This is a genomic window from Mycolicibacterium novocastrense (assembly GCF_001570485.1).
Taxonomy (GTDB): Bacteria; Actinomycetota; Actinomycetes; order Mycobacteriales; family Mycobacteriaceae; genus Mycobacterium; species Mycobacterium novocastrense.
This window is the reverse complement of sequence record NZ_BCTA01000023.1, coordinates 121,272-134,665: the sequence shown is the minus strand read 5'-3', so window position 1 is coordinate 134,665 and position 13,394 is coordinate 121,272. Positions and strand designations below refer to the sequence as shown.

Sequence of the window (13,394 nt, the reverse complement as noted above, 5' to 3'; positions counted from 1 at the left end):
AACACGCCGTCTGCCATGCAACGTCTGATTACTGGTTTGCGCCACGGAGCCAATACCATGGCTACCGCTATGACCGACACTGCTCTGACGGCTGCGCCGAGCGCCGACGCCGCGCCACCTGGCCGCATCTCCGCTGAGGCCGGCCGCCGCAGGACCTTCGCCGTCATCAGCCACCCCGACGCCGGCAAATCGACGTTGACCGAGGCGCTGGCGCTACACGCGCGGGCGATCACCGAGGCCGGCGCGGTACACGGCAAGGCGGGTCGGCGTGCGACCGTGTCGGACTGGATGGAGATGGAGAAGGCCAGGGGCATCTCGATCACCTCGACCGCGTTGCAGTTCCCGTACCGCGACTGCGTCATCAACCTGCTCGACACCCCCGGCCACGCCGACTTCTCCGAAGACACCTACCGGGTGCTGACGGCCGTCGACTCGGCGGTGATGCTCATCGACGCGGCCAAAGGTCTTGAGCCCCAGACCCTGAAGCTTTTTCAGGTGTGTAAGCACCGAGGGATTCCGATCATCACGGTGATCAACAAGTGGGACCGGCCCGGACGCCACGCCCTGGAATTGATGGACGAGATCCAGGAGCGAATCGGGTTGCGCCCCACGCCTTTGACGTGGCCGGTCGGTATCGCCGGCGATTTCAAGGGTGTGCTCGACCGACGGAGCGGAAACTTCATCCGGTTCACCCGCACCGCGGGCGGTGCCACCGCGGCCCCCGAGGAGCACATCGCAGCGGCCGATGCCCACGCTGCTGCCGACGACGACTGGGACACCGCCGTCGAGGAGAGTGAACTACTGTCGGCCGACGGCGCCGATTACGACCGCGAGCAGTTCCTCAGCGGCGAGGCCTCACCGGTGCTGTTCACGTCGGCGGCGTTGAACTTCGGCGTAAATCAGCTTCTCGACGTGCTGGTCGGACTCGCGCCGGCGCCCAGCGGAGCCGTCGACATCGAGGGCGCACGTCGCGCGGTCGAATCACCGTTCAGCGCCTTCGTTTTCAAGGTGCAAGCGGGCATGGATTCGGCACACCGCGACCGCATCGCGTACGCACGGGTGGTGTCGGGCACCTTCGAGCGTGGAGATGTCCTGACCCACGCGGCGACGGGCAAGCCGTTCGTGACGAAGTATGCGCAGTCGGTGTTCGGCCAGCAGCGCGCCACGCTGGACACCGCGTGGCCCGGTGATGTCATCGGCTTGGCGAACGCCGCCGCGCTGCGCCCGGGTGACACGCTCTATCGCGATGTGCCCGTGCAGTATCCGCCGATCCCGAGCTTCTCCCCCGAGCACTTCGCGGTAGCGCGCGGCACCGATCCGAGTAAGCACAAGCAGTTTCGCCGCGGGATCGAGCAACTCGAGCAAGAAGGCGTTGTGCAGGTGCTGCGCTCAGACCGTCGCGGCGATCAGGCGCCGGTGCTGGCTGCGGTCGGCCCCATGCAGTTCGAGGTGGCGGTGCACCGGATGGCGGCCGAGTTCAGCACCCCGATTGCGTTGGAGTCGCTGCCGTATCAAGTGGCGCGGGTCGTCGACCCCGCCGACGCCGAGTTCATGGACAAGCAGGTGTCGGCCGAAGTGCTCACCCGCAGCGACGGCATCATGCTCGTGCTGTTCTCCACCCCGTGGCGGCTCGACGGCTTCCAGCGCGACAACCCCGACATCATGCTCGGGTCATTGGTCGCGGCGTAGGACGACGCGCCTAGGGCGCCGTATCAACCCGGCGGGTCGAACGTGACGACCTCGCCCCGATTGATCGACACCCAGTCCCTGGCCTCCAGATACGGGCGGAAGGTCTCGGTGATGGCCTGCTGGTCGGCGGGCGTTTTCGGCCGCTGCAGCTCGTAAAGGTGCGGGAACTCAGTCCAGGCGACGACGGAGTCCCACAGCCGCAGCGCCGCCTCCCCCGCCGGCGGGTCAATGAGCACCGGCCCGAACAGGCACTGCCCGTCGGGAAAGAACAGCGTCGGCACGCCGTAGCCGCCGGCGTCGACGACGCGCTGGTGGTCGGCCATCACCTCGTCGTTGGTGGTCGGGTCGGCGATGGCCTGGTCGACGAGCCCGGGTTCGAAGCCGAGTTCCTCCAAAAGGGCTCGGGCAACGGCCTTTTCGTGTGGTTTATGTCCTTCGACGTGGAGCGCTCGTGCTGCGCGTTCGTACCATGCGTCGAGGTCGGCCATCGACTGCCGGCGCAACAGCGCGCCGATGCGCATCATCGACCAGCCGTACGACCACTCGCGCTCCCACGGATGCTTCTTGCCGTCCTGCCGGTTGATTTCCTCGAGGCTGAAGAAGCGCCAGTTCACCTCCAGGCCGCTCAGAGCGCGCACCTCGCGGATCCACCGCGATGTCTGATATGCGAACGGGCACATGACGTCGAAGTGAAAATCAACGGCAACAGGACGATTAGTCACATCGGAACCTCGGATCTGCGCGGCCAACGGTCGCCATCCTGCCAGCTGGACATGCCGGAGTCGACGGTCGTACCGTCCCGCGCCAGGCAGGCGGCAGCGTGCGCCGTGAGGCAGCGGTGGGTTCAGGCCCGCACCGTCGGCCAGAGGAGGTCGAACAGTCGATCTTCCCAGCCGTTCGCAAGGCGGCCCGTGCGAGCGCGCTCGGCGATGACTGCGCCGACCACCGCGTCGATGAGGGTGGCACTGTCGATGTCGGCGCGGAACGATCCATCGGCCTTGGCCGCGTCGATCACTGATGTCAGTTCGGCCCGCTCCTTGGCCAGGATGCGGCGGAAGAGCTTGGTGAAGTCGGGGTCGTCGTCGGTGAGCATGGCGGCGAGACCGCCAAAGCCGATGCCGACCTCGATGGCCTTGACCGCCTCTGCGATGAGCCAGCGGAACCGATCCGGTGCCGCGGTTGATGCGGCGAGGGGTTCGGGAGAGGTCACCCGCGTCAGCGCGGCGGCAAGCATGTCGCGGCGGTCGCGATGTCGCCGGTAGATGGTGGTCTTGGCGATGCCGGAGCGCGCCGCCACCGCTTCGACGGTCACGGAGCTGGGCCCTTTGGTGCGCAGGAGCGCCAGGGTGGCCTCGGTGATGCCGTCGTCGACGTCGCGTCGCTGTGCCATCGCACCTCCTCTGGCCGGGAATATCTCCGGCTGCAAAAACGCTACACTAAGCGTAGCGCTACGATGCGCGTAGCGTTTCGTTGAAGCTTACGAGAGGTGCTTTTGATGTTGAAGGCGATAGGACGAATTCCACCGACTGCGGTTGGGTATGTGTCCCTGCTGCTGAGTTTCGCGGCGCTCGGGACGTTCGTTTACGCGCTGGCCGCTCAAAGTGCGGTGGCGGGGATCATCGGGGCCGGCATGGTCGTGTTGATGGTGGCGGCAGTGGCGGGATTCCGCGCTGGTGCCCGCAAGCGCGCAGAATCCAACGACAGCGGTATCGAGATCCCCAGCGAGAACATCTGGGCGCGACCACTGCGCCGCGAGCAGATCGACCACTATCTGTCGACGTACCGCGGTGTGCGCGATAACCACGAGCAGTTGTTGGACGTCGCCACGTCCATGCCCGCTGAGCCGACGAGGGAGCTCGAACGGCAAGCCGCCTGACGCTTGGCACGCTGCGCCCGGGTGACACGCTGATCGCGATGCACCCGGGCAGTTCACATACCGAGCCTCGGTGCGAGACCTCCGGGGCGGTCCCAGAGACGAAATTGGTGCGTCCCGGTGCGCCGGGGGCGTGTTAAGAATCTAGACACACCATCAATTCGAGGCGGGGTATGTCTGTGCTGGTCGATCCGGAGGTCCTGCGGGCCTTCGCCGCGCACGTCGACGCCGTCAGCGGTCGCATCACGGGAGCCGCGGTGGGCCCGACGACCACTTCGGCGGCCGACGGATTGCCCGGATCCACAACGCAGTGGGCGGCGAGGTCGGTCGGCGAACATTTCACCAAGGTGGCCGAGGGCCTGGCGCAGAACGTGGCTCGGATGGGCCAGGCCGTGCGCGGCGTCGGCGACACCTTCGAGGTAACTGACGAGGCCTTGGCCGGCGAATTCGACGGGCTGTTCTGACCGATGCTGCCCTCTCGCCCGACTCTCCAGAGTTGGAATCCAGAGTCGTTGGCGACGTCGGCCGCGGCGATTATCACGGCAGCGCAGACAGTCGTCGACGGCGTGTCGGGCATCGACGACGCCTGCACGCGGATGCCGGAAACGCGGGCATGGTCAGGCAAGTCGCACGCCGCGGCGAACGCAATGTTCGGTCGAGCGGCGCGCCAAGCGTCGATGTTCTCGGACTACGCCAAAGCGGTCTCAGCGGCGTTGAGTGGCGGTGCCGAGTCGATCGGTAGTGCGCGTAAAGCGTTGTTGGCCAAGGCCGACGAACTCGACGCGGGCCCGTTGAACGTCAGCGATCAATGGGTCGTGCTCGTCGACCCGGTCTACATGTCCGAGGAGGACATGGCCAAGCTGCAGGCGTTGGCCTTGCAGGAGCAGGCCACCGTCAACACGATGCTGATCGCTGTCGGTGAGGCGGACAACGCGACCGCGAACGCGGTGACGGCCCTAGGCAGCCAGTTCGGGTTCGTTGAGGCGGGACTGCCAGCCGATCTGGGCGGGATCCTGCTACCCACGGCGCAGCGACCACCCGATGAGGTGGCCGACCCCCGAACAGCCATCGGCGCGGTGGCGCAGGAGGCGATTCGTTCCGCCGATCAGCAGCAGAACGTCCGGGAGGTCGTCGAGTCCACGAACGCGTACGGCGAGGAGGTGACGACGGTGATCAAACAGGACGGCAGCAAGGCCGTCACCACCCGCATGGATCCGTTCGAGTGGCCCAGCAAGCAGAACTTCTACGAACTCGAGGAGTTCGACAAGAATGGTGACTTTGTAGCGCGCACCAGTTCGTGGCATGACCTGTCCAACGACTGTGACTACACCTCAATCACTTTCGCCGACGGCTCGAACTGGACGATGTCGATGGACCCCACCGGTTACCGACAGGCCGGCTTCACTACCGCAGACGGTCGGCACAGTGCGGTGCCCGTCGAGCTGATCGACAACATATCGACGGGTACCACAGCTGCAATGTCGGGCCTGGAGAAGCACATCGCGCGTGGCGGATCCTTGCCGATGGTCACCGCGGAAACGGCCGAAAATATCGGAAAGACAATGAAGTTCGGTGGACCGGCAGTGACAGTCGCGACAACGGTCTTTGACATGGTGATGGCTGAGTCGGACAAAGATCGGTGCATCGCACTGGTGGCCGGGGTGGCCGGCGGTGGTGGAGGCGGGGGCCTCGCTGAGTTCGGTGCGGCAGCTGGCGCAGCGACTGGTCCCCTGGCGGTAGGAGCCGTGCCGCTTCTTACCATTATCGGGGCCGTCGCCGGAACTGTAGGCGGCGTGGAAATGGGCAAGTTCATTGGTGAGGTCGTGTGTCCGTACTGAATCTTCCCGAACCCGCGAACTGGGCCAAGGTCAACCGACGCCTGTATTGGCTAGTCATGGGCGTATCGGCGGGCCTGCTCTATTTTGTCGTTCGCGGTATCTTGGCCGGCCTCCGAGGCAACTACTTGACGACCGTACTACTGATCGGCTTCGTCACGTTTCCAGTGTTGATGATGGCGGGCCTACTGCTGGCCGCCACAGGCAAGGCGCAGACCCGAACATCCAACGATCCAACGGGATTCACCGTCTGGCCGGACAAGCGGGTGGGCGTGCTGTACGTCGTGGGGCTGATTGTCATGGCCCCATCGGGTGCCCTTCTGGCGTTCTATCTGCCGCGAGGAGCAATCGATATCCCGATGTCCCGTGGGTTGCAGATCTTCTCACCACCGCTCTTTGCCCTAACAGCTTTGTTCTCCGTCATCGCTCTCGTCGCGTGGGTGCGGCGTGGCGGCATCGGCTACCTCAAGTTCACCCCGGCGATGGTCGAGATCGCCGACGTTCTGAAGACGAGGGTTTTGGAGTGGGACGACGTTGTCGATGTCAAGGACCACTCAGACACCAAGGACGGAAGGAAGGCCGGTAGGTCAGTGGTGCTGTGCTTGCGCGATGGCACCGAGGAAGTCATAGGCGGACTGAACTTGTACGTGCCGACCGGTGTGCCGCTCTATTGGATGGTGCGCCACTACTGGAAACACCCCGAGGATCGAATGGAGTTGGTGGATCACCGTGCGGCCGAGCGGTTTCGTGACGGACGATTCGCGCTCGATTGATGGCCGAAGTACTCGACGTCGGCAAGCGTTCATCACCAAGTGCGCGCAGTTCGGTGCTCGGCCAGCAGTGCGCCACGCTCGCGACCAGTCACCCGGTGACGTGATCGAGGAAACGCTGTAAGTGTGCACATTCGGTTATGTCGGCGGCATCATCGGCAATATCGTGTGTCCCAAATGAAGATCCTTCCGATCGCGATACTCTGCGCGCTGCTTGCCGGCACTGTGGGCATTCTGGCGGCGGCTTGGGCGGTCATCAGCGTTGGTCGCGGTGAATATTTGACGGCGCTGGTGTCACTTGGGTTCTCGATGTTCTGCCTCGGCTTCATTGTTCCGTTTGCGAAGGTCGTCCCCGGGAAGGTGTCTCCCGTTGGGGAATTCGACGAGCAGGGAACCACCATTCGGCCGGATCGCGGCATAGACATCCCGATCAAGATTGCCGTACTTGGACTAACCGTGGCCGGCGGATTGTTCGCGATTTTCGGACCCCTCGGGATGGTGGACATTCCGGTGCCCGAGCAGATGCGCTATGCCATTCCGTTTGTCAGCGCGGTAGCCGCAATCATGGGAGTACCGATCTTGTGGCGGACGCTCCGCCGAGGCAGCCTCCACCATCTGCGCCTCACACCCACCGGATTCGTGATCGTGCAGGGCTGGCGACCTCAGAGCGGCGACTGGACACAGGTAACAGACATCACGGATGTGGCGCCGAACCAGACTGCGGCGACACCGAACGCAATAGTCTTTGTGATGTCCGACGGCAGCGCGCCGACCCTCCCGGCAGCCTCATTCACTCCGGACGGGCGAGACCTCCGCGAATTGGTGCGCTTCTATTGGCGATATCCCGAGCACCGCGACGAACTAACCGACGGCCGAGCCCTCAAGCGCCTCAACGACAACCGATTCACCGCTGGCTCATAGCATCGCGGCGCCTACGGCTCGGTGCCGTTGCTAAGTTGGCGTCAGACATGGGCTGTCGCCAAACCCCGCGGCTGTGATTGCCGCATTTACAACTATCTGATTCGACAACCTCGTGTCGTCGGTAGCGGCGTCGGACGGCGGTGCTCAGGAGACGTTCGCGCCGAGTTCTGCGTAGACGGCGGCTTCGAAGCCGAGGATCGTCTCGACCACCTTGGCGTCGAAGAACGGCAGCAGCTGCGTGGCGATGACGGCGCCGATCCCCGCCTTGCGGTCGATCCAGAAGAAGCTGTTGAACAGTCCTGACCAGTCGGCCGAGCCGGCGCTGCGCATACCGGGCAGGTCGACCAGGTACAGGTGGAACCCGAGGCCCCACCCCTGCGGCACGTCGAGCAGCTCGACCGGGTTGGCCAGCTCGGGGACCGTCGGTTCCATCTTCTTCGGTAGCGGCGCCCCGTCGAGATGGTCGCGCAGGGCGAGTTCCACGGTCTCCTGTTTGAGGATGCGCGTTCCCTCGAGTTCGCCGCCGTTGAGCCAGGCCCGGACGAATCGTCCGTAGTCGGCGACCGTGCCGTAGGAGCCGTGGCCGGCGGCGTCCCACTCGGGGTTGGCGGGCAGGTCGAGCTCGGTCGGTACAAGGCTGCCGTCCGGCGCGCGAAAACGGATGGGCAGCAACCGGGCACGCTGCTCCTCGGTCGGGGCGAATGTCGAGTCCGTCATCCCGAGCGGGCCGTAGACGTGCTCGGCGAGGTAGTCGGCGAGCGTCTGGCCACTCACGGCCTCCACGACCATGCCGAGCCAGTCGGTGCTGACGCCGTACTCCCAGACCGTGCCGGGATCGTTGACCAGCGGCGCGTGGATGCCCTGCTTGAGTCCGTCGAGCGGGGTGGGAAAGCCTTGCTCGGTGCAGTAGGTGAAGAGCTTCTGGTTCATGAAGTGGTAGCCGCAGCCGGCCGTGTGGTTCATCAGCTGGCGGACGGTCGCCTGCGCCCTGGGTGCACGCAGGACGGGTTCCCCGCTCTCGAAACCGCCGAGCACCTGGAGCTCGCCGAACTCGGGAAGGATCGAAGCGACGGGCGCATCGAGGTCGATGCGTCCCTGTTCGACGAGCTGCAGCGCGGTGGTGGTGGCGACGGCCTTGGTCATGGATGCGTTGCGGAACATGCTGTCGGGCTTCGCATCACCGGCCACGCCTTCGTAGAGGACGCCGTCGCGGCCAACGACTGTGGCAGCAACTCCGTGTAGCGACCCGTCCGCGGTCACGCTGTTCAGTAGGTCGTCGATTCGCTCAAACCCCATCTCAAGCTCCTTTGCTTGCAAAGATCATCGCACGCGCAACACCGGCGCCGAATTGCTTCGGGCTGGAGTCGACGCCCGGGAACCGAGAGAGCAGCCGTCACTGACGATCGTGGTCTGCCTCCAGATGATCCTCCGCGTCACGGTGTGCGCCGTCGCGAAAACAGACCCATAACGATGCCGGACTATGATGCCGACCGCGCATCGGCGATCAACCGGTCAATCAAACCCAAACCCACCGCAATACGTCAACACTCGTCCGATCCGCGTGTAGGTAGTTGCGCGTCGCGCTGCATCATCCCGGCGCCTCATCCGCCCGGTAGGCCTTCCGGGCGTACTGCGCGACGCGATCAGCAGCAGAGAGTGGGTCTTCGTGCTCCCAGAACCGGAGTACTGACCAACCCTCCTGTTTAAGTAAAAATGTCTGTTCTTGGTCGCGTGCCATATTCCGTGCCAGCTTCGGCCCCCAGTACTCGTCGTTGACCGTCGGCCGTCGACCGTGCTCTGGACACGAATGCCAGAAGCAACCATCAACGAACACTGCAACCCGGCGCTTAGTGAAGACGATGTCCGGCCGGATTGTTTTCGAACCGATCCGCACCGGAAAGTCTTTGCGGAATCGAAGACCCAAGCGATGGAGCGCACGCCGCAGGACAATTTCCGGCCTCGTGTCGCAGCGACGGATACCCGCCATGTTGCGCGAACGGCCCGGCGACGTCACGTAGTTGGGTGCCGAACCAGTCGGCGTGGTGACACGTACACGATCGTTCACACCATTACGGTACGAGCCAGCGCATCTCTCGTCATGAGCAGGCTCCGGCCGGGGCAGCAGAGCGCTATGCTGAACTTATCGAATGTATGTTCGATTGACACGGGAGAGGCAGGATGGCGAGCCAACTGAGCTGTCTGGAGATTTGCGCCGGAGCCGGCGGCCAGTCATTGGGGCTGGAGCTTGGCGGGTTCACGCACGAGCTAGCTGTCGAGATCGCGCCTGAGGCATGCGATACCCTACGGCTCAACCGGCCTCAGTGGAGCGTGCGCGAAGGAGACATTCGAGAGCTCGACGGACGGCTTTACCGGGGAGTTGATCTCTTGGCGGGAGGTGTCCCGTGCCCCCCGTTCTCTGTCGCCGGCAGACAGCTAGGGCCTGCGGATGAGCGAGATCTCTTTCCCGAGGCGCTCCGCCTAGTCGCGGAAGCGCGACCCGCTAGTGTTCTGTTAGAAAACGTACGCGGACTATCGACTAAGCGATTTGCTCCTTATCGGGCGGCGATACAAGCCCAGCTCGCGCGGCTCGGTTATGAGTCAGAATGGAAGCTCATAACGTCCAGTGATTTCGGCGTACCACAGCTCCGACCCCGATTCATTCTCTATGCAGCGAGAAAGCGCACCTTTGCTCGATTTCAATGGCCGGATCCGTCGCCCAAAGCCACAACAGTAGGGGAAGTGCTATATCCGCTTATGGCGCGGGACGGTTGGCCGGGAGCTGCAGACTGGGCACGTCGTGCGAACTCCATCGGCCCGACGTTGGTTGGCGGGTCGAAGAAGCACGGTGGGGCAGATCTGGGTCCCACCCGTGCCCGAGCAGCATGGCTTAAGCTCGGCGTAGACGGCGGAGGCATCGCTGATGCGGGGCCCTCAAGGGATTCCTCCCACGACCATGTTCCGCGGCTGACGCTACAGATGGTCGCCGTGCTGCAAGGATTCCCTCCCGAATGGTCGTTCTGCGGCAGAAAAACTGCGGCTTATCGCCAAATTGGAAACGCGCTACCACCGCCTGTCGCTGCCGCCCTCGGTCGAGCCATTTTCTCGGCGATGGAGGGCCGCACATCCGCTTCCACACTCGCCGAGCCCCGCTCGGCGTAGAGCTGCGACCGCGGCCTATCCGCCAAACGACAAGTTGCTGAACACGGTGCGAGTCGTCGGTGCTAGTTGCTAGCCTGCCTTCGCAATGGGGGAGAGAGAGCCATCGGGTCAGACGGAGCTGCCAGACGATCTTGTTCGCTGGCAGGAGTTGCTCGAGCGCGCCTTCTTTCGTGAGCGCGACCCCTCCGGCCCCTTCATCCTGGACCTCGAGTTGTCGGACGAGATCAGGCAGTGGACCGCCGAACAAAACCCTAGTGCCCAACTCGGCAGGGTGGTAGCCAGGTACGTCGACCTTGATAATCCGCTTGATGTCTTCGGCCCGCTTCGGTCGGTCTGGCGGAAATGGGCAGTCGGCGACCGCAGGAACCCTCCGCCAAACCTTGCGGTCCTGGCGCTCACCGTCGCAGCCGCCAGTGAGATGCATCGGGACGAATCCGCCGTCAGTCATGCCTACTACTACCGCCTAGCCCAGCTGGTTGCCCCCGACGAGTCCCACGAGAGCTTGGAGGCGCTGCGTCAGCGGCTAGCGGAAAGTTTCGACCTCGTAGCTCATTGGTGGTCCGAGCTGAGCGATTGGGTCGACGCCAATCCACAGGTCGGTGTGAACACTATCCGCAAGCATGATCGCTTGACGCGAATCGGGTACCCCCTTTCGCAAGCTCTACTTCGCCGCTCTGACCGCATGAGACTGACGCGGTTTTTCGACAGACTCGATCTCAGGAGCCTTGACGTTCCAGAGGAAGGCGTTCTCCTATCCAAGCTTGAGCTCTGGGCAGCAACCCCCCGAGATTTGTCACCGACCCTCCTCTCGGCGCTGACAGATCCGGCTCGTCGCCGAGTGCTCGCGTCGTATCTCCACAGGCTGGCGCGGGAGTGGGATGGCGTCGTCCTTACTCCTGAGGGCGCAACGCAACTAGATATCCGGCTTGCCGTCGATCTCGACGACTTTACGTCGCAGTGGGTGATCTTCAAGCATCCGCAGAAGTCGCAAGTCAGTCTAGAAGTGAATGACGAACTGGTGGAGCTGACATCAGGCGATTACGGCGCCTTCTACAATTGGCAAGGCCCGATGCCAGCTGTCGTCGCCTGGCCCTCGAAGCCGTCCGTGGTAGTGAAGGGCACAGGTGTCGCAGGGCGATTCGCCTTTCCACCGCTGCAGCCCATGCGATCACATCCCGACGTGGGTTGGCTGTCTGAGGACGACGTAGAACCATATACGCCCCACATTCTGTTAGTCGCGCCAGTGTGGCAGAACCAAATCGAGAAGGTGCTAGATGCTGCGGCTCGTCGGGGCTGGCGTCGCTTGGGACAACAGCCTGGCGCTCAACTAGTCGTTGGGCGCCTTATCTACATCAGGGTAGAAATAGAGAACCTCGATGCCTTCAAAAACGCTCTCACGCAGATTGATCCATCGCTCGCGCGACTATTCCGATCATCCGCATGTTTGCGTCCGCGATTAGTGAACGGACTACACGTCTTCACCGATTTGGGAAATAGACACTATCTGCAAGGCGGCGAGCCCGACCTCTTCCTTCCCGCCGGCGACATCCCAAGAACGGTTCCAGCAGCTCTCGATGGTATGCATCAAGAGCACCCCTTCCAGGCAACGGGGCTCCCGATTCCTTTACGTGTTATAGGCCCTCTCAATGTGGGCAAGCATGTACTCGAAGTCGACGGCGAGACACTTACCTTCAACGTCCACACGTCTGGAACAGAGCCGGTTAGCCCGTCGAGCACGCTCGGCTGGCTGCAAGTAGGCCGGTTACACGAGCTTCGGAGGGTTGGTATTGATGCTGTTGGCGTAACAGCGATTTCAGGAGCCATCGTTAATGGCTCGGCTGCCGAACCACACTTCCTGCGTCGCGCTGGGCGGCAGTACTTTGTCGTCGACCGCCGCGGCACCGCCAGCGCGGTCTCTCCTCCGCCACCAAATCCCCTCTTCGAACAAGCGGGGATTCCGAATTCAGCCGTATGGGAACTTTTGGCGCCAGACGACGCCGTTTGGCTCTTTGAAGAACGCCACAACGGTGAGGTAGCAGCGCGTCGGCTCCGATACGCGGAACCTTTAATCAGAGATCTTGACTCGTATTCACGTCACCTTTGGACCCGCGTCTCGGAGCAACTGCGGGGCACAAACCCATTGCTAGACATATATCTGCGGGCGTGGGATAGGAGTAGTGCGCATGCTCGGTGAGCTACTCGGAGAGTGGATGCGCCTGACCGGCGAGGGATCGATAACTCAATATAGGCAGAAGGCCATCTGGCTCGCAGGCACAACGAACCTGCGTCTCCGCCAAGGAGAGCCGGGCCGTTGGCTCCGCGATCTTTCCGACCGCGCCTACCTTGAACTGGATTGGCAGCAAGGTCGATGGGTTTGTAGCCCAACGGTTGTCACCAAATTACCCAGTGCCGACGGACTCGCCGTGATTGCCGGGTTCGTCGCCCCGGTTTCGCTCGAACCGTTGAACGATCTGAACATCGATCTCCATTTAGTGGACTCTGATCCCGGTGCCGGCGCGTTGAACCGCCCGAAGGCGAAGCTACTTCAATTTGGAGCGATCGCAGACCTAAAGGAAGCGGCAGACGCAATCAATGCGACATACGTCCCATGCAGCGCCCTGCAATTAGCAGCCAAGCTTTTACCCGTCGAACTCGGTAAGGAAAGCGCACCCCCAAACAGGCAGAACGACACGATTGTCTTTTTCGACGGAGCGCGGCTCGGTTGGACGTCACCACCGCCGGATTTGTCGAAACCTGGGCTCTATCGGTACGAGGGTAACGGACGTCGAAACTTCTTATGGCACGAGCATAATTCGTGGTGGCACTGCGATATGCCGACCGGCGTTTGGACGGCCTTGGCGCGCACTGGTACCAGTGCGATCCGATGGCGGCCTTACTATGGTCATCCGCCGGAAACGGGTCAAGGAGAGCTATTTGCCGACCTTGGTGCACCCCTCCCGGCACTTCACCGCAGATGCCTGGTGTTGTGTAGCGGGACGAGTCCTCAGATCAGCTTCAATGCAGGCACCGCCCGATATGGCAACGTGCCCCGCGCCGTTGCAGACGACATCTGGCAGACGCTCGGTCAGCGAAGTCATGTCCTTCAGCCCGCCTAATCGACTTCGCCTGCTTAGCAGGCAAATACCG

At 63.1% G+C, this 13,394-nt stretch carries 13 protein-coding genes; 9 read left to right on the top strand and 4 right to left on the bottom strand.

Features of this window, described 5'->3' with window-relative positions; translation table 11 throughout:
- The first annotated feature begins 69 nt into the window (after positions 1-69).
- Positions 70-1,689 (top strand): peptide chain release factor 3, encoded by a 1,620-nt coding sequence (locus tag RMCN_RS08060; RefSeq protein WP_067388261.1) that lies wholly within the window; start codon positions 70-72, stop codon positions 1,687-1,689.
- Positions 1,690-1,712: 23 nt separating this feature from the next.
- Here the strand turns inward: RMCN_RS08060 and RMCN_RS08055 are convergent, their stop codons facing one another.
- A complete protein-coding gene (locus tag RMCN_RS08055; protein ID WP_064415418.1) occupies positions 1,713-2,411 on the bottom strand; it encodes a mycothiol-dependent nitroreductase Rv2466c family protein in 699 nt (232 codons plus the stop codon).
- Positions 2,412-2,533: 122 nt separating this feature from the next.
- Complete coding sequence (locus tag RMCN_RS08050) at positions 2,534-3,079, bottom strand: TetR/AcrR family transcriptional regulator (protein WP_067388259.1); 546 nt, start codon at positions 3,077-3,079, stop codon at positions 2,534-2,536.
- Between the two features lie 150 nt (positions 3,080-3,229).
- Between RMCN_RS08050 and RMCN_RS08045 the strand changes: the two genes are divergently transcribed.
- The 5 genes from RMCN_RS08045 (at position 3,230) to RMCN_RS08025 (ending at position 7,088) form a co-directional block, all read left to right on the top strand.
- Entirely contained in the window at positions 3,230-3,565 is a 336-nt protein-coding gene (locus RMCN_RS08045) for a hypothetical protein (RefSeq protein ID WP_308206410.1), read from the top strand.
- Positions 3,566-3,741: 176 nt separating this feature from the next.
- Entirely contained in the window at positions 3,742-4,026 is a 285-nt protein-coding gene (locus RMCN_RS08040) for a type VII secretion target (RefSeq protein ID WP_110765789.1), read from the top strand.
- A gap of 48 nt (positions 4,027-4,074) precedes the next feature.
- Complete coding sequence (locus RMCN_RS08035) at positions 4,075-5,400, top strand: hypothetical protein (RefSeq protein ID WP_234787612.1); 1,326 nt, start codon at positions 4,075-4,077, stop codon at positions 5,398-5,400.
- On the top strand, positions 5,388-6,170 hold the full coding sequence (locus tag RMCN_RS08030; RefSeq protein WP_067388251.1) for a hypothetical protein: 783 nt from the start codon (positions 5,388-5,390) through the stop codon (positions 6,168-6,170). Before RMCN_RS08035 ends, RMCN_RS08030 begins: the two co-directional genes overlap by 13 nt.
- Positions 6,171-6,344: 174 nt before the next feature.
- Positions 6,345-7,088, top strand: coding sequence for a hypothetical protein (locus tag RMCN_RS08025; RefSeq protein ID WP_067388249.1), 744 nt, complete (start codon positions 6,345-6,347; stop codon positions 7,086-7,088).
- 144 nt (positions 7,089-7,232) lie between these two features.
- On the opposite strand, the gene RMCN_RS08020 is transcribed toward RMCN_RS08025, so the two are convergent.
- Both RMCN_RS08020 and RMCN_RS08015 read right to left on the bottom strand, forming a co-directional pair.
- Positions 7,233-8,384, bottom strand: a complete 1,152-nt coding sequence (locus RMCN_RS08020) for a serine hydrolase domain-containing protein (protein ID WP_067388247.1) — start codon at positions 8,382-8,384, stop codon at positions 7,233-7,235.
- A gap of 292 nt (positions 8,385-8,676) precedes the next feature.
- Positions 8,677-9,153, bottom strand: a complete 477-nt coding sequence (locus RMCN_RS08015) for a very short patch repair endonuclease (protein WP_409366042.1) — start codon at positions 9,151-9,153, stop codon at positions 8,677-8,679.
- A 113-nt stretch (positions 9,154-9,266) separates the two neighbouring features.
- Here RMCN_RS08015 and RMCN_RS08010 point away from each other — a divergent pair, with 113 nt between their 5' ends.
- The 3 genes from RMCN_RS08010 (at position 9,267) to RMCN_RS30825 (ending at position 13,363) form a co-directional block, all read left to right on the top strand.
- Positions 9,267-10,247 (top strand): DNA cytosine methyltransferase, encoded by a 981-nt coding sequence (locus RMCN_RS08010; RefSeq protein ID WP_084377259.1) that lies wholly within the window; start codon positions 9,267-9,269, stop codon positions 10,245-10,247.
- Positions 10,248-10,332: 85 nt separating this feature from the next.
- Positions 10,333-12,441, top strand: coding sequence for a hypothetical protein (locus RMCN_RS08005; protein WP_067388245.1), 2,109 nt, complete (start codon positions 10,333-10,335; stop codon positions 12,439-12,441).
- Between the two features lie 16 nt (positions 12,442-12,457).
- Positions 12,458-13,363, top strand: a complete 906-nt coding sequence (locus tag RMCN_RS30825) for a hypothetical protein (protein ID WP_131808542.1) — start codon at positions 12,458-12,460, stop codon at positions 13,361-13,363.
- Positions 13,364-13,394: the final 31 nt, after the last annotated feature.